General features: G+C 44.7%; 20 protein-coding genes. All 20 read left to right on the top strand.

What is annotated here, in order from left to right; translation table 11 throughout:
• Positions 1 to 190: 190 nt before the first annotated feature.
• Positions 191 to 1,546 (top strand): DEAD/DEAH box helicase, encoded by a 1,356-nt coding sequence (locus BAMF_RS36270; protein ID WP_013353513.1) that lies wholly within the window; start codon positions 191 to 193, stop codon positions 1,544 to 1,546.
• Positions 1,543 to 1,923: an ArpU family phage packaging/lysis transcriptional regulator gene (locus BAMF_RS36265; protein WP_013353512.1), complete on the top strand. Its 381-nt coding sequence runs from the start codon at positions 1,543 to 1,545 to the stop codon at positions 1,921 to 1,923. Before BAMF_RS36270 ends, BAMF_RS36265 begins: the two co-directional genes overlap by 4 nt.
• A 1,084-nt stretch (positions 1,924 to 3,007) precedes the next feature.
• Positions 3,008 to 3,493, top strand: a complete 486-nt coding sequence (locus BAMF_RS36255) for a phage terminase small subunit P27 family (RefSeq protein WP_013353510.1) — start codon at positions 3,008 to 3,010, stop codon at positions 3,491 to 3,493.
• On the top strand, positions 3,483 to 5,216 hold the full coding sequence (locus BAMF_RS36250; protein ID WP_013353509.1) for a terminase large subunit: 1,734 nt from the start codon (positions 3,483 to 3,485) through the stop codon (positions 5,214 to 5,216). The genes BAMF_RS36255 and BAMF_RS36250 overlap by 11 nt, the downstream gene beginning before the upstream one ends.
• Before the next feature lie 16 nt (positions 5,217 to 5,232).
• Complete coding sequence (locus BAMF_RS36245) at positions 5,233 to 5,439, top strand: hypothetical protein (protein ID WP_041481669.1); 207 nt, start codon at positions 5,233 to 5,235, stop codon at positions 5,437 to 5,439.
• Positions 5,440 to 5,443: 4 nt separating this feature from the next.
• Positions 5,444 to 6,670, top strand: a complete 1,227-nt coding sequence (locus BAMF_RS36240) for a phage portal protein (RefSeq protein ID WP_013353508.1) — start codon at positions 5,444 to 5,446, stop codon at positions 6,668 to 6,670.
• The gene (locus BAMF_RS36235; RefSeq protein ID WP_013353507.1) at positions 6,663 to 7,259 is read left to right on the top strand and encodes an HK97 family phage prohead protease; all 597 of its coding nucleotides are present in this window, start codon (positions 6,663 to 6,665) and stop codon (positions 7,257 to 7,259) included. The genes BAMF_RS36240 and BAMF_RS36235 overlap by 8 nt, the downstream gene beginning before the upstream one ends.
• 48 nt (positions 7,260 to 7,307) lie before the next feature.
• Positions 7,308 to 8,507, top strand: coding sequence for a phage major capsid protein (locus BAMF_RS36230; protein ID WP_013353506.1), 1,200 nt, complete (start codon positions 7,308 to 7,310; stop codon positions 8,505 to 8,507).
• Between the two features lie 27 nt (positions 8,508 to 8,534).
• Positions 8,535 to 8,975: a collagen-like protein gene (locus tag BAMF_RS36225; RefSeq protein WP_013353505.1), complete on the top strand. Its 441-nt coding sequence runs from the start codon at positions 8,535 to 8,537 to the stop codon at positions 8,973 to 8,975.
• Positions 8,976 to 9,026: 51 nt separating this feature from the next.
• The gene (locus BAMF_RS36220) at positions 9,027 to 9,320 is read left to right on the top strand and encodes a head-tail connector protein (protein WP_014472232.1); all 294 of its coding nucleotides are present in this window, start codon (positions 9,027 to 9,029) and stop codon (positions 9,318 to 9,320) included.
• Positions 9,310 to 9,636 (top strand): phage head closure protein, encoded by a 327-nt coding sequence (locus BAMF_RS36215; RefSeq protein WP_013353503.1) that lies wholly within the window; start codon positions 9,310 to 9,312, stop codon positions 9,634 to 9,636. Before BAMF_RS36220 ends, BAMF_RS36215 begins: the two co-directional genes overlap by 11 nt.
• Positions 9,636 to 10,025 (top strand): HK97-gp10 family putative phage morphogenesis protein, encoded by a 390-nt coding sequence (locus BAMF_RS36210; RefSeq protein ID WP_013353502.1) that lies wholly within the window; start codon positions 9,636 to 9,638, stop codon positions 10,023 to 10,025. Before BAMF_RS36215 ends, BAMF_RS36210 begins: the two co-directional genes overlap by 1 nt.
• The gene (locus tag BAMF_RS36205; protein WP_013353501.1) at positions 10,022 to 10,414 is read left to right on the top strand and encodes a DUF3168 domain-containing protein; all 393 of its coding nucleotides are present in this window, start codon (positions 10,022 to 10,024) and stop codon (positions 10,412 to 10,414) included. Before BAMF_RS36210 ends, BAMF_RS36205 begins: the two co-directional genes overlap by 4 nt.
• 19 nt (positions 10,415 to 10,433) lie before the next feature.
• Complete coding sequence (locus BAMF_RS36200) at positions 10,434 to 11,012, top strand: major tail protein (protein WP_013353500.1); 579 nt, start codon at positions 10,434 to 10,436, stop codon at positions 11,010 to 11,012.
• Positions 11,013 to 11,069: 57 nt separating this feature from the next.
• The gene (gpG, locus tag BAMF_RS36195) at positions 11,070 to 11,432 is read left to right on the top strand and encodes a phage tail assembly chaperone G (RefSeq protein ID WP_013353499.1); all 363 of its coding nucleotides are present in this window, start codon (positions 11,070 to 11,072) and stop codon (positions 11,430 to 11,432) included.
• Between the two features lie 11 nt (positions 11,433 to 11,443).
• A complete protein-coding gene (locus BAMF_RS36190; RefSeq protein WP_014472226.1) occupies positions 11,444 to 11,626 on the top strand; it encodes a hypothetical protein in 183 nt (60 codons plus the stop codon).
• 60 nt (positions 11,627 to 11,686) lie between these two features.
• Entirely contained in the window at positions 11,687 to 15,433 is a 3,747-nt protein-coding gene (locus tag BAMF_RS36185) for a phage tail tape measure protein (protein WP_013353497.1), read from the top strand.
• Positions 15,434 to 16,270 (top strand): phage tail family protein, encoded by an 837-nt coding sequence (locus BAMF_RS36180; protein ID WP_013353496.1) that lies wholly within the window; start codon positions 15,434 to 15,436, stop codon positions 16,268 to 16,270. It abuts the gene before it with no gap.
• A 12-nt stretch (positions 16,271 to 16,282) separates the two neighbouring features.
• A complete protein-coding gene (locus tag BAMF_RS36175; RefSeq protein WP_013353495.1) occupies positions 16,283 to 18,001 on the top strand; it encodes a phage tail spike protein in 1,719 nt (572 codons plus the stop codon).
• A 32-nt stretch (positions 18,002 to 18,033) separates the two neighbouring features.
• Positions 18,034 to 20,598 (top strand): peptidase G2 autoproteolytic cleavage domain-containing protein, encoded by a 2,565-nt coding sequence (locus BAMF_RS36170; protein WP_013353494.1) that lies wholly within the window; start codon positions 18,034 to 18,036, stop codon positions 20,596 to 20,598.
• Positions 20,599 to 20,609 lie beyond the last annotated feature (11 nt).

Genomic DNA, 20,609 nt, shown 5'->3' with positions numbered 1-20,609 from the left:
ATCTCCTGGATTATCTGGGGTGCCTGACCGGATTGTGCTTTTACCTGGCGGCAAGCTTGTTTTTGTAGAAATGAAGGCCCCGCAAGACCTCTGCAGCTAAAACGCAAAAAGGATTTAGAAACAATGGGTTTTGAGGTCCGCGTTTTAGATTCAATAGATTCAATAACAGCTTTTGTCAGGGGGGCATTTCGTGAAGTTCAAACCACACCAATACCAAGAACATGCAATTAAGCACATAATTGATACTCATGCTGCAGGCCTCTTCCTGGATATGGGGATGGGGAAAACAGTCAGCACTCTGACAGCAGTATCAGATCTCCTGTACGATTATTTTGACGTTTCAAATGTTTTAGTAATTGCGCCTTTGAGAGTTGCGGAAGATACCTGGTCAAGAGAGTCTGAGAAGTGGGACCACACCTCTTATTTAAAAGTCTCAAAAGTATTGGGTCCGGAATCATCCAGAATTATGGCGTTAGATATGAAAGCTGATATTTACGTTATTAACAGGGAGAATGTCGAATGGCTGGTGAATTTTTACGGTAAGAAGTGGCCCTTTGACATGGTCGTGATAGATGAGCTTTCTAGCTTTAAATCATCTAAGGCCAAACGGTTTAGGGCTTTGAAAAAAGTTAGACCTTTCATAAAAAGAATTGTGGGCCTGACCGGAACCCCAGCACCAAACAGCTTAATTGACTTATGGCCACAGATGTACTTGTTAGATCAAGGGGAACGGCTGGGGAAAACCGTAACCAGTTACCGGGAAAAATATTTTCAACCTGACCAAAGAAACAGAACTGTTATCTACAGTTGGAAATTGAAAGAAGGAGCCGAGAAAGCCATTCATGAGAAAGTGTCTGACATCTGCATCAGTATGCAGGCCCGGGACTGGCTTCAGCTCCCGGAACGAATTGATAATATTGTCAAAGTACGAATGACGGACAAAGTAAAAGCGAAATACAAGCAGCTTGAAAAAGATTTACTTCTCCCTTTTTTAGATGGTGATGTTGTGGCCGACACCGCGGCCGTTTTATCAAACAAGTTGTTACAGCTGGCGAATGGTGCAGTTTATGACGAAAACGGGGAAATCCAAAAGCTTCATGATGAAAAGCTGAATGCATTAGAGGATATAGTGGACGCAGCCAACGGAAAGCCTATCCTTGTTTTCTACTCTTATAAACATGATCTTGAGCGCATCCAGCAGAAATTTAAAAAGGCGAAACCGTTAGACAGTAGCAGAGAGATTGCTGACTGGAACAATGGGAAGATTGAAATGCTTTTAGCGCATCCAGCATCTACGGGGCATGGGCTTAACTTACAGGACGGAGGCCATGTGATCGTGTGGTTTGGCATGACATGGAGTCTTGAGCTTTACCAGCAGGCCAACGCGAGGCTTGACCGCCAGGGGCAGAAGCATAGTGTAATTGTGAACCATCTTGTAACGGAAGGCACTGTGGACGAGGATGTAATGAGGGCATTAGAAGGCAAAGCCGTCGGGCAAAATGCCTTAATGGAGGCAGTCAAAGCAAGATTGGAGAAATTAGCATGACAGCAGAGCAGCTTTCATTCATGGACCCTGTGGATGCAAGAGCCGTGAGAAAAATAGTCATCAAAGAGCTGAAAGATTACAGGGCCTTAAAAGTTCAAATGGAAAACAAAAGGGAATGCGAAAGCGCCGGCATGAGTCTTTTTCCCTCTCTAAGAGATTCACATAATATAAACGAGCTGAAGGTGAAGCAAATGGAACGGGCGTTACAAAACAGCTTGGACGACCTGGAGCGCTTGATTATTGAGAAAAAATACCTTACAGCATCTACCGTCAAAGACATAAGCATTTATATAGATTTGGGCATTAAGAAAAACACCTATTATGAACTTAAGAAAAGGGCTATCTACCGCCTAGCCACAGCACTCGGAATCATCTGAGTGCTTTTCTTTTGGACAAAAAACGGACTTTTATGGATACAAAAAGGGGCCCAAAAAAGGAGACTATTTATGTTTGAAATCCCTATAAACTTTACCTATCAACTTCCAAGGGGTGTGAATTTCGGACCGGTAAAAACAACCTACATAATATGGGAAAAGCGCCTATCCCTTATCAAGGCGAATTCGGATACTCAAATTAAAGCGTTGAGGAATGACTTTTCATTCTGAGCTGGATCGCGCTAGTCTTGCGACTTTGGTATCGGGAGCTATTTTTTGTAAACTGCGTCCGGTAATTCTCAGGGAAAACAATTGGCGGTTAACGGCTTGAGTGCGGGGGCAGTTTAGAAAGAATATATAGGGGGTGGTAGTCCTGCCGCTGAAAAGATGTAACGCGCCTGCCTGCCGCAGCTATGTGGATTGGGCAGAACGTTATTGTGAGAAGCACAAGGGCTATGCTGACAAGCAGTATAACAAAGATGTGAGATACAACAGGGAGAACAGCAAGCTCTATTCCTATTACCATTCGAGAGAGTGGAAGCTCCTTCGAGAACAGAAGCTTAGAGAAAGTAACTATCATTGTGCTGTCTGTGCCTCACAGGGACGTTTAAACAAGTCTAATCGGTTAGTAGTCCATCATAAGCACAGAGAGCTTAGAGACGCCATAAACGATGTTCAAGCGCGTACCGATCTGAATAATCTTGAGGTGCTTTGTCAGTATCATCATAATCAAGTCACGTTTGGGAAAGGAGAAGGTAATTAGATGAGCAGCAGAACGTTTCATTTAATCGGAATTATTGCAAGTGGTATCAGCGTTATTTTATCCACTGCAGCATTAATTTTGTCGCTTTAAGTCCCCCCTTCAATTTACCGGGTGGTTTTTTTCATTTTCCTGTACATCGGCGCCCCGTTAACTTTGTAAAAAATGTTGAAATGAAATTTTGATTTTTACTTTTTCGGCCTTGTTTTTGATCTTTCATCTGGGTGGCCGAATCCTTGGCAGGTATGGGACGATCTTCATTTTCTTAATCTGCCGAATTCGCTCAAATTTATAGTTCGCATTTTGGACGAAAGGTGGTGGTTTTGATTGGCGAGACGAAAGCAATTGACGGAAACGTTAAAAGGGCAAATTACTAACGAAGAGCGGGAAGAGCGTCTGCAGCAGGAAGAAAAATTAAAAGATTTTTCGCCTCTGCAAGAAAACCCACCATACTGGCTGTCCACGATGGCTAAAAATGAGTGGAGGCGAATCTACCCGCATATTATTAAAATGCCAATCTCTGAACTGGATTCGACGTTACTAGCCATTTATTGCAACAGCTACGCTCAATATAGAATGGCTCTCAAAGACATAATGACAGACGGACAAACCATTATTGAAATTAATAGTAAAGGGTTTGAAGTAAAAAAGAAAAATCCGTCCGTTGATATTATGAACAGTATGTCAAAGGAAATTCGCGGGATTGCGGGTCAGCTCGGTCTATCTCTGGATTCACGTCTACGAATTGTAGGGCTTGACGGGGATGACGATGAGGAGGACCTATTAGGTGCCATGATGAACGATGACGACTGAGAGAATTGATCCAGGCACGCTTTACGCGAAAAAGGTTGTTAGCGGAGAAATAACGGCATGCAAAAAAGTAATAAAAGCCTGTCAGCGTCATCTTAGAGATTTAGAAAGAGCGGCTGACCCGTCTTTTGAGTATGAGTACAGACCCGAAAAGGCAAAAAAGGTCATCAAGTTTCTTGAAATACTGCCGGACATATCAACGGGCAAGCCCACGAAACTGGCCTTATTTCAAAAATTCATTGTGTACATGCTTTACGCTTGGAGAAATAAGGAGACGGGTTTTCGCCGTTTTACAAAAGCTTATATAAGCATGGCGAGAAAGGGCGGAAAATCCGTCCTTGTAGCGGGTCTTGCGTTGTACGAATTGATCTACGGGGAATCCCCTAAGTTTGACAGGCAAATTTATGCGACAGCTAACTCAAGAGGCCAAGCAAGAACTGTTTTTAAAATGATCTCCATGCAATTGAAAAAGATAAGAAGCCAGTCAAAGGCAATTAGGAAATGGACAAAGATCATACAAAATGAAATCCGGTACCTGAAAGATGACTGCGTCATTATGCCTTTATCAAGGGATACTGATAACCTTGACAGTTTGAACGTTCTGATTGGGATTCTCGACGAGTACCACACAGCGTCCAACACAAAAATGATGGAAGTCCTGGAGTCTTCCCAAGGTCAGCAGGACCAGGGCCTTATCTTAATCATTAGCACAGCCGGCTTTAAGCTGAATGGCCCCATGTATTCGCAGGAGTACCCTTATGTTGACGATATTCTTAGTGGTCGTAAGGAAAACGAAAACTATTTTGCAATTGTCTACGAGCAAGATGACGAAGAGGAAATTTACGACGAAAGCACTTGGATAAAAAGTAATCCCTTACTTGAGGTGGAGGGTCTTCAAAAGAAACTTCTAACCAATCTACGCAAGAAACTAAAAGAGGCTCTTGATAAAGATGATTTAAATGGCACATTGGTAAAAAACTTTAATTTATGGCAGTCTGCTTCATCTGAAAGTTTTGTAAACGGAAGAGATTGGAAAAGTTGCGGCGTCGATACTGCCCCGGAAATAATGGGAAAGCCCGTGTACATCGGAGTAGATTTATCACGGACAGAGGATTTATCAGCCCTCAGTTTCATCTATCCATTAGAGGATGAAGACGAAACGTTTTATGTGGATAGCCATTCATTTGTGGGTACTAAAGGCGGGTTGGATAATAAAATTGAGCGCGACAAATTAGATTATCGGGCTCTTTCGAAAGCCGGGTACTGTACCATAACCGACAAAAAATCAGGAATCATTAATCTTCAGCAAGTTATTGATTACATGATCAATCATATTCAGGAAAATGATTTACAAGTAGAAGGTATTTTCTATGATCCGTATAACATTTCCTTATTTTTAAATGAGATGGAGAAATACGGATACGAAGATAAACTAATTGAGGTCCGGCAAGGGGCGCGGACTTTGTCGGAACCGACAAAAGATTTTCGGTTAAATGTGTTTGACAGAAAAATCATCCATAGTATAAACCCTTTGCTTAACACAGCGTTACATAACGCGATGGTGAAAAAAGTGAATGATACAATTCAAATTAACAAGGATTTAAACAGGGAAAAAATTGACCCGGCAGCGGCGATGATGAACGCGCACACGGGTGCTATGTTTCATTACAAACAAGATAAATTTGACTGGAACACTTATTACGAAAGCGAAGAATTCACCCTTTAAGGAAGGAGGGAGCACCATGAAATTAGGAAAAATAAATAAATTTTTATTGGGAGTATGCCAGTTTATTAGATTGAACCTGCATACTCTTTTCTTTTTAGCGGGGCTGTTTGTAATCGACTATGGAATTTTCCTTTTCCACCCGATCGCCGGGCTTATTGTGGCCGGCCTTTTTCTTGTTCTGATTGCCTTCTTACTCAATCCGAGAGAAGAGGGAGGGAGGTGATTGAGTGGCGTTCTTTCGATCATTAGATAAACAAAGCCAGGGGGCGCGGGAGTTTAATGAAATTATTGTCGGCTTAGACGGCCTGTCTTACGTGTCAGCAAGTGCAATTAAGAACAGCGATGTGTTCACAGCAGTGCATACCCTTTCCTCTGATATTGCAGCATCGCCAATTATGGTTAAGCATAACGGTGTCGAAGAAAAGGATTCTGATCTGTTCAGGCTGCTGAATGAAAAACCCAATGATTATTATTCGGGGTACTTTTTCAAATTCATACTTGTAGCCAATGCACTATTGAACGGCCAATCGTACGCTGAAATCATCCGGGACAAAGAGGGGGCACCCGTGGAGCTTATCCATATGCTGAACAGTGAAGTCTATGCCGAGCAGCTTCCGAACCGAAACGAAATCCTATACCGGTATTATCCTTCTGGCGGTAAAGAGAGAGTATTGAGGCCTGAAAATGTGTTGCATATTAAATTTTTCAGCTTGGACGGCATTACGGGGATGGGTCCTCTTTCCAGTCTTAAGCGTGAGATTGAAAGTCAGGAGTTTGGAAAACGCCTTGTTACTGACTTTTTTAGAAGAGGCATCAACTTGAGTGGGATTGTCAACTTGAAAAAGGGTCATTTGTCCCCTGAAGCAAAGGACAAGATTCGAAATGAATTTGAAAAAGCAAACTCAGGGGGGCGGAATCAGCAAAGAATTGCTGTTCTTAGTGAAAATGAGGAGTTTAAGCAATTAGAAATTAATACAAAAGTGCTTGAAATCGTTAATAATTACACGCATTCAACAAAGCAGATCGCCAAAGCGTTTGGCTTGCCCGCCCATAAGCTGGGGATAGAACAAGTCAACACATCGCTTGAACAAGCCAACCTGGACTATCTGACAAATACATTATCGAACTATTTCACGGCTATTGCCTCAGAACTGAATTTCAAAATGTTGCCGTATCCTTTAAACCTACAGCAGAAATTTCAATTCGATACGCGGCGGTTTAGGGAAACGGACGCGAAAACAAAGCGCGAGAACGTTATTGCCTTGCTGCAAAACGGTATTTTCTCGCTCAACAATGCCCTGGAAGAGTATGGTTATGAGCCAATACCAAACGGGGACAAGCGTTTCATGAGTTTGAATTATGTGGACGTTGAAATCATGGACGAGATTCAGAAAGCGAAGGCAAAGAGCCTGCCGATCTCGTCAGCAGGTGAAGGAGGTGAGGGGAATGTCTAAGGAAGTGGAAATCAGAACGTCGCAGGAAGGGGCATTAAAAGCCCATTCAAGCGATGATGGGCCGAAGGTGATTAGCGGGTATGCACTCAAGTTTGGAACCCGCAGCCATAACCTGGGTGGATTCATTGAAATGATTGATAAACGGGCTCTTGACCAAACAGATATGAGCGATGTACGAGCTTTAATTGACCATGATCCATCTAAGATTCTCGGCCGCACGTCTGCCGGCACGCTTAAGCTTGAGGTCGATGACATCGGCCTAAGATTTGATGTCACTTTACCGAATACTCAGTACGCCACGGATTTATACGAAAATCTACGCGTCGGCAATATCTCAAACTGTTCTTTCGGCTTTTTGCTTGGGAAAAACGGTGACAGCTTTACCCGTGACCAAGAAACGGGGCTGCCGTTACGAAGCCTGAGAAACATTTCAAAGCTGACAGATGTATCAGTGGTTACGTATCCAGCTTATGAAGACACCGATGTGACGATCGCTCAACGGAACTTAAAGCAGTACGAACAAAGAAACCTGAATCCGCAAAAAGAAAAGCTGCTGTTACAGCTGGATTTAATAAAACTGGGATTGTAAAAGCACTCGAAAATCGGGTGCTTATTTTATTTGAAAAGGAGAAAACACATGCTATCTGAAAAAATTAAGGAATTGAGATCGCAGATTACTCAAAAACAAACGGCGGTGAATACAAAAATCACAGAGGCGCAGAAGCGGGCCGAAGAAGACAAGCTGGACGAAGCTACAGCTTTGAAAGGTGAAATTTCCACTTTGAAAGAAGAGCTCGACGCTCTCAAGAAAAAGCTTGCAGAATATGAAGAGATTGCCGGAATGAATCCGGAAGAACCTACGCCGGCTGACGGTAAAGAAGAGGACGACGAGGAGAAAAGATCAATGCATGGCGGCTTCCGTACAATCATCAAACCGGGGAAGCAGGAAGAGGTAAGAGCTTTTGAAGAATTTCTCCGATCAAAAGGGGAAAAGCGCGACGGCTTAAAATCAAACGGGGTGGAGGCAATTATCCCGATTGATGTAATTACCAAGCCACAGCAAGAGCCTGAAAATGTTGTCGATTTGGCCGCCATTGTAAATAACGTAAATGTGACAACGGCGTCCGGCACGTATCCCGTTCTTGCTAACGCAGACACAGGTCTTGTATCAGTCGCTGAACTGGAAAAGAACCCAGAATTAGCGAAGCCGAAGTTTAATAAAGTGGCTTGGGCGGTAGAGACTTACCGCGGTCAACTGCCAATCTCTCAAGAAGCTATTGACGATTCCGGGGTAGACCTGTCCGCGATTGTGGCCAACCACCTGCAGCAGGTAAAACGGATTACGAAAAATACAAAAGTGGCCGAAGTCTTGCGCTCTTTCCCGGCTAAAACGGTAAAGGGAACAGATGACATTAAACACATTCTGAACGTCGATCTGATGCAGGCGTATAACCGGGACATTGTCGCTACTTCTTCCGCATTTCAATCCCTGGATACCCTGAAGGATAAAAACGGGCAGTACATTTTACGGCAAGATATTTCCACAGAAACAGGGAAAGTGTTGCTGGGCAGCAAGGTCAATGTTGTGGACGATACTGTTTTAGGTGAAAAATCCGGCGATGCGGTTATGTTTATCGGCGATTTGAAAAAAGCTGCGTTCTTTGCAAACCGTGTAGATGCCACGGCCAAGTGGGTGGAAAATGAAGTTTATGGACAAGTCCTCTCTCTTGCTGTTCGTTTCGACGTTAAAAAAGCTGATGAAAAAGCCGGCTATTTTGTGACCATTGATACGGGCGCGGAGCAGCCAAACGATACAAGTAAAGATTTAGGGAAATAAAATAATAATAGAAAAGGATGATTGAACATGGCAGAGTTTTTAAATGAAAGTAACGGAGCGAAAACATCAGCAAGGGACAACGGTTCAGGGGAGCCAATCACAGATGTTTCTATCGCGGATAACAGCGAAAAAAATCCTCTCTATGTAAAAGGTCTTCAAGGTGAACCCGGCCCTCAAGGGAAACAAGGTCCTCAAGGTGAACCCGGCCCTCAAGGTGAGCCAGGCGAACCAGGTCCACAAGGCGAAAAAGGCGAACCGGGCGAACCAGGCCCAAAAGGTGAAAAAGGCGACCCGGCAGTTATTGAACCGGGCAGCATTGTAAATGAAATGCTCGGTGAAAAATCAGTTCGAAGCAAGAATGTCGGCACAGGCAGTATTATGCTGGAGCATCTGAACAGCGAGGTCAAAGACATCTTAACCGGCCTGCAAAAACAAATTGATGAATTGAAAGAAACACCAACAGAATAATGACGTGAAGGGGCGCTCCGGCGCTCCTTTTTGTATGTAAGGAGTGATGGGATGACGCTCGAAGAAATAAAGCACGCGTTGCGAATAGATCATAATTTTGACGATGACTGGATCATGGAGCTGAAAGGGTCGGCAGAAGATTATATCAAGGATGCTGTCACACTTTCGCCAAACCGGGATGCATTTTTTGAAAACAACCCCAGGTTTAACATGGCCGTTAAATTCCTTGTAGGTGCCTGGTATGAGCAGCGGGTGTCCTCAATGGACAAAGCACTACAAGAAATACCGTTCGGCGTAACAAACATTATCCAACAATTCAGAGGAGCTTACACAGATGCAGTTTAGCCGGCTCAATACCCGTATCACTTTTGTGACTCGAAAGAATCAGAAGGACCCGGAAAGCCGAGAAAACATTGTGGTGAATGATCCTTTGTTTTCTTGCTGGGCGGAGATCAGAGATCAGAAATTAAGGGAGAAGCTTTCAACAGCTGGCACCTTTTTAGAAAACAGTATTACATTCATCATTCGCTATCAGCAGGTTAAGACAGTTACGAACAGCATGCACATTCTGCATGATGAAACCCTTTACGAGATCAAAGACATTCTCCCAAACTCTCAGGATAAAGACCTGATAAATGTTCTTGCGGAGAAGGTGAGCTGATGGCCCGAGAAAATGACGGGATAAAAAACATAGAAAAAGAGCTGAACAAGCTGGCTCGAAAAAATGTTCGTGCTGCTAAGTCGGCGGTCAGTGCAGGAGCGCAAATATACGCTGCTGGATTAGAAAAAAATACACCCCGGGGCCGAGGCGATCAGGACCCTCACAAAACGCACATGAAGGACAATGTCGTTTATTTGAAGCCAAGAGAAGACGGAGAAATCTATTCAAATGTGGGATACGGAAAGGAAACAGCGGCAAGGCTGCACTTTTCAAACTTCGGGACAATCAAACAGCGACCTCAGCACTTTGTGGAGAGGACGGTAAACGAGTACACGGCCGCGGTGCTGCAGAAAGTGCAGGAAGTTTATAGAAGGGAGCTGGGATTATGATGCTGCCAATTCAGGAAGTTGAAATGATTCTGAGTGAAAATGAAGTCCTTTCTTCCTTTGTGGACCCCGGCCGTATATTTTTGGTCTTTGTCCCGGAAGCCGATCAGGATACAGAAAAGGCCCCGATGATTCGAATAAATGAGCTTGAGAGCCACAGAAAAGATTATGCCGATGACGCAGCATTGACATTTGAGGTTGATATTCAAATAGATTTATGGACGAAAACGCTCAAGGAAGCGCATCAGATTCAGCCCATCATTGATGATCTTATGGCAAAAAACGACTTCCAACAATATGCCTCTGCATTTGACCGGGACCCGGATATTGCACTTTACCGATATGCCCGGAGATACAGAGCAACAAAAATGATTGACATACAACAAATTTAAAAAGAAAAAGGTGACGTAAATGGCGCGAACAGGTTTAGACGGGATTCAGTACGGCGTACTTGATGAGAATGAAAAAGCAGAAAACAGGATGAAGATGCCGGGAGCCATTGAGGCAAAATTGGACGTTTCTTCAGAACTGACACCTCTTTATGCGGATGACGGTATATACGCAGTGAAGAGCTCAGGAGTGAGTGAAACAAAATTAGAATTAAATTTGGCAGATCTAACAACTGAAATGAAGAGAACACTTTTAGGCGTTCCAGTTGTTTCTGGCATTGAATTATATCATAAGGATTTGGAACCGCCTTATGTTTGCATCACTTGGCGGCAAAAACATCATGAAAAAGGATACGTGTATTATGCTCTGCTAAAAGGTAAATTCGGTATCCCTTCTGCAGAAGGTAAGACAAAAGAAGATAAAGTGGATTATCAAACGGACTCAATCGAAGGACAGTTTTTACCACGGAAAGAGGACGGTCTTGTATTCCTTGTTGGCTATGACCAAAATGAAGGTTTTTCACTTGACAAGTTTTATAAGCTGGCTTATGAATTGGAGCACCCAACAGAAGAGGGCCAGACAGTAGAACTAGGAAAATAATAGGCAGCCCGGTGCGGCTGCTTTTGTTTTTTAAAAAATAAAAAGGTGGTTTTCTACATGATTAAAGCGGTATTGAAAGACTATGCTCTTGCAGAAGTAGATGAGAGCGGCGATATTGTATCTGTTCCAGAAAAAACATTTATTCAGCCATTTGTTACAGCAAGATATACGTATAGAGCTTTAGAAATACACGCAGATGCAACGGACGAAGAATTCGGAAAGACTGAGCGTGATGTAATGGATGAGATGATGACTCTTGTCTTGGACATATTCAAAGGGCAATTTACCTTTGATGATATTTTAGACGGTGTTCAATCTGATGAATTATTTGACTGGCTTAGAGATATTATGGATCAGGTTATGGTTAAAGATAAAAAAAAGGCCCAACTGAAGAAGAAGGCCGAGGCGGCTCAAAAGTAACGGGCAAGCCCCTGAGCTATCAGGATTACTTTAACAAAATGAAAGAAATGTACATTGATTTGATGAAAAATGGATACAAGCTTCATGAAATAGACGAAATGGACATAAACCGTTTCTTTGCTCTTGTCGATCATCAGCATGAGGAAGAAAACAAGCTGGTGCCGGCATATAAGATTTTCGGAGTGACTTTGTAGAAGGGTATCTGATCAGATGCTCTTTTTGTTTTGTCAATTTCTAAAGAAAGGAGGTAAAAGGTGGCTACAGAAGGCAGACCGATAGGGAATTTAGTCATTAATACGACGCTGAATGACGCAGGGGTAAACAAAGGAATTACCGGCCTGAGAAACAATCTAAAGGTTGCCCGCACTGCGACAAAAGCGACCGTTCAGGAATTCAAAGCGATGGGCGACGAATTGACGGCCAGCAAGAAAAAAGTTGAAGGCTTGTCAAATGAGCTTTCTATTCAAGAAAAGATCGTCAACGAATACCGTAAGTCATATGAGAAACAGGTGGAGAAATACGGCGACGGCTCTGAACAGGCGCAGAAATACGCCCAGCGGCTTAATACTCAGATTCAATCTTATCATTCTTTACAGGGCTCTCTTCGGCGCGCGCAAATGCAATACGAGCAGCTTGAGCAGGCACAGCGGGAAGCAGGGAAAAGCGCTGATTCCTTATCAGACAGCCAGAAGGATATTGGAGAGGCAACAGAGACAGCAAAAGGCAAGGTCGGGAAATTCTCTTCTTTTATTGAAGTCGGCCTGGTCGGGGCACTGACTGCAGGAGTGGCAGCCGTAACCGGATTAACAGTAGCGGTCGGGGCGATGGGTACCAAAATGGCGCTTGACGCACAGAAAAGCCAAGGGGAATTCCGGGCACAATTGGGGCTGACGAAGAACGAAGCCAAAGCGCTGACACAAACAGCCTCAAGCATCTGGAAAGACGGTTTCGGCGAAAATATGGACGTAGTCAAAGACGCCCTGAAACAAGTTCGCCAGAATATCAGGGGGCTCAGCGAAAAAGATTTAAAGGATGTAACCAAAGGGGCAATTACTCTTTCAGAAACCTTTGACGCTGATGTAAATGAAGTCACCCGAGCCGGCAACAATATCATGAAAGGCTTCGGTGTTGAGAGCCAAAAGGCTTTTGATTTGATGACGTACGGCGCTCAAAAGGGCTTAAACTTTTCAAATGAAATGTTTGACAACCTGAGCGAGTACGCGCCCTTATTCGGCAAAATGGGTTTTTCTGCGGAAGAATACTTCCAGCTCTTAACAAAGGGCAGCCAAGCAGGGGTTTATAATCTCGACTATATTAATGATGTCATGAAAGAATTTCAGATCAGAGTGAAAGACGGCTCCGATTCGACATCCGGAGCGATGGCGCAGCTTTCCGGCAGCACTCAAAAAGTGTGGAGCCAATTCCTAAAAGGAAAAGGGACGGTTAAAGACGTTTCTAACGCGGTTTTGGGTGAGCTGAAAGGGATGAAAAACCAGGTCAAGGCGAATAATATCGGGGTTGCTTTGTACGGCACGAAATGGGAAGACCTTGAAGCTGACGCGATGTACGCCCTTGGCGGCATCAATGGAAAGATTGGCGATGTGAACGGGAAAACGAAAGAGGCGGGAAAAGCGCTCCAAGATAACTTCGGGGCACGGCTGAAAAAGATAGGTCGTTCCGCCTTATCTGCTCTTCTTCCGATCGGCAACGGCCTTTTAGATGTATTGGAGCCGGCCATGTCCGGACTGGAATCAGGTATGAAGGGCCTGCAGCCGGTCATGAACAGCATTTCTAGCGCAGGCGGCCATTTGAAAACAGTATTTACCGGGATTATGGATATTTTCAACGGTGATACGTCCAAGGGCGCTGACAAGCTTATGGACTTTTTCCCGGTCTTAACAGTTCAATCTATCATTGACGGCATTAACAGTATTAAGACAGCTTTTTCAGGGTTTAAACAGCAGGCGCAGCCCATCATAACCAACGTTAAAAACGGTCTGTCAGCCATGCAGCCGGTCTTTTCTACTCTCGGCTCAATTGCATCCCAAGTTTTTGGAGCGTTAGGCCCCATTATTAAACAGGCCCTTGGCGGAATTATGTCTTTTGTGGGCCAGCTATCAGCACAATGGGGGACGTTTTGGAAAGAGAACGGAACGGTTATCTCTCAAGCTCTTCAAAATGTGTGGTCGGTGGTTCAGTTTGTGATGCCGGCCGTGCTCGCGATCATAAGTTCTGTATGGGGGAACATAAAGGGCGTAATAACTGGCGCTATTTCCGTCATTCAAGGCGTTATTAAAGTATTCGCCGGCTTATTGACGGGTGATTTCGGTAAGATGTGGGAAGGAATAAAGCAGATTTTTTCTGGCGCTATTAAAATGATCTGGAACGGCCTTCAATTAATGTTCTTTGGCAAGATTTTGAGCGGCGCTAAAGCGTTAGGTGTTGGACTGAAAGGAATATTCCCAAAAATGTGGGGCTGGATTAAAAGCTTGTTTAAAGACGGAGCTTCAAAGGCCGGAGGAATGTTTTCTTTCATGAAAGACAAAGCCCTAAAGCTTGTAAGTGATATGAAATCAGGTATCACTAAAAAGTTTTGGGACATCGTGGATGCCGCCAAGGCCCTGCCGAAAAAAATGGGCGATGGAATAAAGAGCATGGGAGGTAAAGCCTGGGACGGAATCAAAGCCTTTGGAAACAGAACGCTCCGGGGCTTCGGTAAAATTATCAACGGATTCACCCAGCAGGGCATCAACTGGATTCTTGGAAAGATCGGTGTTGATACGAAAATACCAAAATGGGATGTTCCCCAATATGCCAATGGAACAGGCGGGCACCCAGGCGGTCCGGCTATCCTGGGAGATGGTAAGGGGAGAAATGCAGGTCCAGAAGCATTCTTTACACCGTCCGGACACATGGGGATAAGCCCAGCTACAGATACGCTCATGAACTTGCCAAAAGGGACTCAGGTCTTATCAGCGCTTGATACAAAAGCATTTATGTCCGGCATTCCTGCTTACGCAAACGGAACAAAGAAAAAGAAAAAACAAGGCATTTTGTCAACGGTCTGGAACGGCGCCAAGGCGGCCGCCAGTAAAGTGAAAGACCTGGCGCTTGATGTGTTCAGCTATATCAGTAACCCATCAAAGCTCATTAACAAGGTTATTGAGAAACTCGGCTTAAAGATGCCTAATTTTGCGGGCTTTGCCGGGGATTTTGTCAAAGGGTCATTTAAATTTGTCAAAAACAAGTTTGTTGATTTTATTAAAGACAAGATGGGCGATGCTAGCAACTTTGGTGAAGGCGGGACGGCTGCCGTTAAAAAGTGGGTTGCCCAGGCGCTAAAAATCAAAGGGCTGGGCTCAGAGTTCGCAGGAGCTCTTGAAGCAATAGCGATGAAAGAATCAGGCGGGAATCCGAACGTCGTAAATAGATGGGATTCAAACTGGAAAGCCGGCCATCCGTCTCAAGGTTTAATGCAGTTCATTCCCAGCACCTTCAATGCTCACAAGGAAAAAGGCTATGGGAATATCAAAAATCCTGTCCATCAGATTTTAGCGTCAATCAATTACCTCAACAGCAGATATGGGGGCATTTTAAACCATCCCGGGCTGAAATCCATGAAGCGCGGCGGCCGTTATGTGGGATATGACACAGGCGGTCTGATTAAGCAGGACCACATGGCTGAGGTCCATAAAGGGGAAATGCTGCTGCCGTTGCGGCAATTCAGGAGAAGCCAGGCGCATAAGGTATTAAGCCAGGCCAGCGCAATGGTCGGATACAACCCTGCGCCTCAGCAGACGATTGTTCAAAATGATAATGCCGAGGAAATAAAGCTGCTGAAAGAACAGAACGAAACGCTCAACACGAAGCTGGACGCCATGATTACGTTGTTAACGCGTCTTTTAGCAAAGGATAATAATAACTATATGGACGGTCGAAAAGTGGACCAGGTGTCAGCTGATCGGTATGCTCGGGCGGCATTTCATAATGGAGTGAGGTAAATGGAGTTATATATAGATTATGACAATGGGTTGGGGGAGCAAAGTTTATCTAATTTGCTTCCCTATTTTAAATTGGTGAGCTTTTTACCTGAGTCGCCAAACATTGAGCGGGAAACGGCCAAGGTCCACAGAATAAACGGTGTTGTCTTGCCGCAGCATCCCAGAGACGTTACGTATAAAGAGCGTGATATAAAGGTTGAAATCCATATCGACTCAATAATTGCAGAAAATTTCTATCAGTATCGGCATGAACTGTATGCGGCTCTTGTAAAGCCGTTCCCTTATTATATTTCCACTGACCTGCTGCCCAATCGACGTTTTAAGGTTACTTGTGACGGCAATTTCAGTGTGCCGAAAGAAAAGGAAAAGAACTTCAACACGTTCGAGGTTCCTTTCTTAAATGTAAATGGTGTCGCGGAATCGAAAACCACGTCTTTGACGGCTCAAAATTTCAGCGGCGAGCATTGGAGCCCGGGCATGAATATCCAGGAGGTGGACAGCCTTCAATATTCATTTGCCAATCAAAAGACATTCAGCGTATACAATACGGGCGGCGTTATGATCAATCCTATGGAGCATGATTATAACGTCTATTTGTATGCTGCTGGGAAAAATGTTTCCATTATCAACCACACTAATGGCGAAAAGCTCACCATTGAAGAAACGTTGAAGAAGTCGCAGAAGGTTTCATTTATCAAGCAATATACTGTCATTGATAAAAAGACGCTCAAAACCTCCGGGCGGCTTCCGGGGCTTGAGATCGGTTGGAATGAGTTCGAAATACAGAATACAAGTGATTTTAAAATCACATTTGACACAAGATTTTACTATCCATAAGGTGGAGGAAAGATGGCAAACGCAGATTTTATAAATGAGATCGCAGTAGATGCACAGCGGATTTATAAGAAATACAATATTCTTGCCTCTCTAATCATCGCGCAAGGATGTCTGGAAAGTGCCTGGGGTCAAAGTGCATTGGCTCAAGAGGGAAAGAACCTTTTCGGGATTAAGGGCACATATAACGGAAAGTATGTCCTGATGTGGACAACGGAGTATGATAACAGCGGCACCCCCACTCGTGTTAAAGCGAAATTCAGAAAATATCCTTCCTGGTATGAGTCGCTGCAGGATTTAGCCAAGATTTATATAAACGGGACCAGCTGGGACCCTAACCTATATAAAGCAGTCATTGGGGAGACGGATTATAAAAAGGCAACTGCGGCTGTTCAGAAAGCGGGTTATGCGACGGACCCCAATTACGCAACAAAGCTAAACAGCATCATTTTAACGTATAAGCTAACTCAATACGATAATATAGACGGCTTACCAGATGAGCCGGATAACCCGGACAATCCTGACCCGGAGCCGAGCCCTTCTTTCCCTAGTAAAGAGTATGCGGGGAAGGATGTCACGCTCAACAAAAAGCTGCCAGCAGATGTCTATTTCCCACAATTGCATGTATCTTCAAAAGATGGGGGGCAGGTAGTAGAAATAACGGGCGTGTCAGTCGATCTGACAGACGATAGGACAGGGAAGAAGTCTTTTACCTTTACGATAGGGAGAACGCCGGATAACGGCATTGAATTCGATTTATTGACTACTGATAACATACTTTATCTTGATGAAAAAAAGTTCCGCCACCAAAAATATTACATTACAGATGTGGAACTCGATCAACAAAATGGGGTGTTAACAAAGACAGTAAGTGCAAGTCATGTCTTTTCCGTTCTGCTGGTCAATAATCGGGTGGATGATTCAGTCACAAAGAAATTAACGATTAAAGAGGCTTTTGATATCGCTCTTAAAGGGACTGATTTTCAATACATCTTTGAAACGCCTGAAAGTGAGTTCCCAAGCGCGGAACAGGAGGGCTTTGGGGATAAAAATTCCACCGAGTTGGTGGATGAAATCATAGAGGATTACGGGCCAGAGCTTGACGTAGATAATTACAAAATTCATGTCTATAAAAAAATGGGGTCCCGTATCAACTTTACCTTGGACTCACGCTATAATATGCCGGGCATTAAGATCAAGACTAATTCTCAAAACAGCACCACGCGGGCATGGGGATATGGGGCGTTAAAAAAGGGCAGTAGTGCCGATGACAAAAACCCGAAATATGAATTCGAGCCCATCTTATACATTCATCCTGATGAAGAGAAGTTCCTGCTTGATGGAAAGCCACGCTGGGCCGAGCCCATAAAGGACGAGCGGTATAAAAAGTCCAGCCGCATGGTTTCGGCTTTGAAAAAGCATGTGAACCCGTATCCGGAAATGACCGTTGAGGCGAATTTCCAATACATTTATGAGCCGAAGCTTTTAGACATTCAGCAGGACTTCTGGAAAGGTGACACCATCCATGTGATAGCGGACACCGCCGAGGGCATCACCTACGAGGATGATGTTCGGGTACTGTCTATCAAATATGATCCTCTTAACCCGTACGGAAGCCCTGAACTCACGTTTGCGAATTTCAGAAAAGACATCCAGGACATAGCAGTCAGCCAAGCGAAGCAAATACGAGATCAAAAAAGATATATGGATGCATTATATAAGACGCTCATTTGAGGCGTCTTTTTATTATGGAGGGAGTGAGTGACATGGTTCAACTCATTAAAGATTACAACACGACGCGCAACTCAACATATTCGGCCCAACTGCGGAGCGATATGCAAAATATTGAAAATGTATTAAATAAAGTGGATGACGACATGAAGCGCCATCGGACAGGGGTTGCTGTTCATGATTCTTCACAAGTTACACATGATGGGTACACCGTCGAAAACCGTTTGAAAAATCTGTTTGCGCGCTTTGCTAACCTTGTGCTGAATCACGACGGCAAAGATGTAAAAGAAGTCGTGGATTCCCGCGTAACGACGGATGGAGAAATTGCCGCAACATTGAAAGACAGGCTCGATAGGGAATTCAGCAAGCTCGACAGGAAAATCAAACGCGTTGTAAACGTTGATGACTTCGGGGCTGACCCAACCGGAAAAACAGACAGCACGGAAGCATTTAAGAAGGCATTCGGAACGGGTAAGGTGCAGGTTGTTATGTCAGCTGGCATTTACGTCGTGAAAGGTTTGAAAATCCCTTCCTGGGTTCGTTTGGTCGGCCAGGGAATCGGCGTTACATTCTTGATTTTGAATGATGAAACACCGGCCTCAGAATGGGTCATCACGAATGCTGACTATGAAAAAGGCAATCGAAACATTCACGTTGAAGGATTTTCAACAGACTGGAACCGAGAGCGGCAGGGAGGTTTAAGGGCGACAGGCGGGCAGCATTCCACATGTGTTGCCTTTGCAAATTCAAAGTTCATTTGGATTAAAAATATAGAAAACATGAACCCGGCACTTCACGGCATTGATATAACAGCGCCAACCTATGACCATCTGCCGGATACCAAGTATACAAAAGACGGCTGCAAATATGTTTGGATTGATGGCTGCGTTAACTCAGGGTATGGGGATGACGGGATAACAACCCATTACAGTGAATATATTTTCATCTCAAACTGCCATTGCACAAACCCGACAGGCCTCGCACATGCCGCGGGAAAGGCTAATTCAAATGGTATTGAGATTGACGACGGTTCTAAACATGTGTGGTTGCTCAACAACTACACAGAAGGAAATATCCGAGGCGTTGAAGTTAAGGCGCATACTGAGTGGCCGGCTTCTCAGAATGTTCATATTCTCGGCCACGTTTCATATCGGGACGTGCGGGCCTATGATCTGCGGCATATCGGCCACCATAAAGCCGAAGACCCGGAGAGCACCACAGCATATGACGTGACGCTGACAGACTGTACCGCAATAGAGCCGGTCTTCAACGATCTATATGAAGGGATAAGCCCGCGGGCTTTGGTTGTGTCTGCTTATAAAAACGTTCAGATTGTCAATTTTACCGCGATCGGAGACCCTGACTATGATTATAAAAACGGCCCAATGGTTGCGTTTCAGTATCGCAGCAGGTACATCACAGTTAATGGGATTAAAATGAGAGGGTTCAGAAAGGCTTCGCATGACATCCGAGTGATCGGCGGCCCGCAAAAATCCGATTATGTGAAAATCTCAAACTTTGACATTCTCGACTCTGCTCCTGTGGGCATTGGTCTGGGCGGCGGTGTGTATCATACGAATCTCATAAATGGATCCCTGATCGGGAAAAACGGCTCTGCCGGGATTGAATCCCCGAACAATCAGACAACCATTGTAGGTGTAGAGACGGCCGGTTATAAGGTGTCCGCAAGATTGGCCGGCAGAGAGTACAGCACTATCCCGACAAGAGTTAAAGGTGGATTTATGGGCGGCAATACTTCCGGATCAGCTCTGCATGAAGCAAGCGCCATTTTGGGAAGCACAGGCGACAATGTCGCTAAAGGTCCCGCCAACGTCCTGCTGGGTGTCAGGGGCGGCTCAACAACCGAGGGGTCACGTCAAGCGCTAATAGCCGTCAATAACTGCCACACAAAAGGTGACGGCAACTCAAGGGCTATTCTTGCATCTCAGGGGGTTATCAACGATAACAGATACTGTGTCAGGGGCGGTTATGGGACAGGAAGCGCCTCAACAAAAAATACGAGATGGGAACTTGATTCGTCAGGCGGCCATATTCGCGGCACAGGGCGAGTGGAGAGCGTCTCAGACTTCAAAGACTTCGCGGAGTATTTTGAGTCTGTTGACGGTAAGAAGATTGATTCTAGTTATCTCGTTGCGCTAGAAGGCGAAAAGATTCGAAAAGCGGAAAAAGGGGACAAGATTCTCGGAGTTGTTTCCGAAACTGCGGGCCTGGTGCTCGGCGGTGCTGCGTTTTATTGGAACGATCAGTACGTAAGAAACGAATTCGGGGGCACAGTTTACGAAACAGTTTTCCACGGCGGCGAAGAAATCCGCATCCCTAAGCTTAATCCAGACTACGACCCTTCTCTCGAATATGTGCCGCGTGACTCTCGGGACGAATGGCATGTCATCGGCCTGATTGGCCAAGTCTTTGTCAGGATTGACGAAACAGTGGCCGTAGGGGACAGCGTATCAGCAATTGGCGGCATCGCGACTAAAGCAGAAAGCGGAGGCTATGGAACTGTTATGAGAATCAAGTCCCCGTATAATGCGGAAAAAGGATACGGAGTAGCTCAAATGATCGTTACGCCGCAGCACTAAGGAGGAAAAGG

Source organism: Bacillus amyloliquefaciens DSM 7 = ATCC 23350 (assembly GCF_000196735.1).
Lineage (GTDB): Bacteria > Bacillota > Bacilli > Bacillales > Bacillaceae > Bacillus > Bacillus amyloliquefaciens.
Note: the sequence above shows the minus strand (reverse complement) of the source record. Positions and strands in the feature narration are given on the sequence as shown.

What these genes read in the sequence shown, in the direction of transcription:
- BAMF_RS36265 (WP_013353512.1), top strand. Translation starts at nt 1,543, where the DNA reads ATGACAGCAGAGCAGCTTTCATTCATGGACCCTGTGGATGCAAGAGCC.
- BAMF_RS36250 (WP_013353509.1), top strand. Translation starts at nt 3,483, where the DNA reads ATGACGACTGAGAGAATTGATCCAGGCACGCTTTACGCGAAAAAGGTT.
- BAMF_RS36245 (WP_041481669.1), top strand. Translation starts at nt 5,233, where the DNA reads ATGAAATTAGGAAAAATAAATAAATTTTTATTGGGAGTATGCCAGTTT.
- BAMF_RS36235 (WP_013353507.1), top strand. Translation starts at nt 6,663, where the DNA reads ATGTCTAAGGAAGTGGAAATCAGAACGTCGCAGGAAGGGGCATTAAAA.
- BAMF_RS36230 (WP_013353506.1), top strand. Translation starts at nt 7,308, where the DNA reads ATGCTATCTGAAAAAATTAAGGAATTGAGATCGCAGATTACTCAAAAA.
- BAMF_RS36225 (WP_013353505.1), top strand. Translation starts at nt 8,535, where the DNA reads ATGGCAGAGTTTTTAAATGAAAGTAACGGAGCGAAAACATCAGCAAGG.
- BAMF_RS36220 (WP_014472232.1), top strand. Translation starts at nt 9,027, where the DNA reads ATGACGCTCGAAGAAATAAAGCACGCGTTGCGAATAGATCATAATTTT.
- BAMF_RS36215 (WP_013353503.1), top strand. Translation starts at nt 9,310, where the DNA reads ATGCAGTTTAGCCGGCTCAATACCCGTATCACTTTTGTGACTCGAAAG.
- BAMF_RS36210 (WP_013353502.1), top strand. Translation starts at nt 9,636, where the DNA reads ATGGCCCGAGAAAATGACGGGATAAAAAACATAGAAAAAGAGCTGAAC.
- BAMF_RS36205 (WP_013353501.1), top strand. Translation starts at nt 10,022, where the DNA reads ATGATGCTGCCAATTCAGGAAGTTGAAATGATTCTGAGTGAAAATGAA.
- BAMF_RS36200 (WP_013353500.1), top strand. Translation starts at nt 10,434, where the DNA reads ATGGCGCGAACAGGTTTAGACGGGATTCAGTACGGCGTACTTGATGAG.
- gpG (WP_013353499.1), top strand. Translation starts at nt 11,070, where the DNA reads ATGATTAAAGCGGTATTGAAAGACTATGCTCTTGCAGAAGTAGATGAG.
- BAMF_RS36180 (WP_013353496.1), top strand. Translation starts at nt 15,434, where the DNA reads ATGGAGTTATATATAGATTATGACAATGGGTTGGGGGAGCAAAGTTTA.
- BAMF_RS36175 (WP_013353495.1), top strand. Translation starts at nt 16,283, where the DNA reads ATGGCAAACGCAGATTTTATAAATGAGATCGCAGTAGATGCACAGCGG.
- BAMF_RS36170 (WP_013353494.1), top strand. Translation starts at nt 18,034, where the DNA reads ATGGTTCAACTCATTAAAGATTACAACACGACGCGCAACTCAACATAT.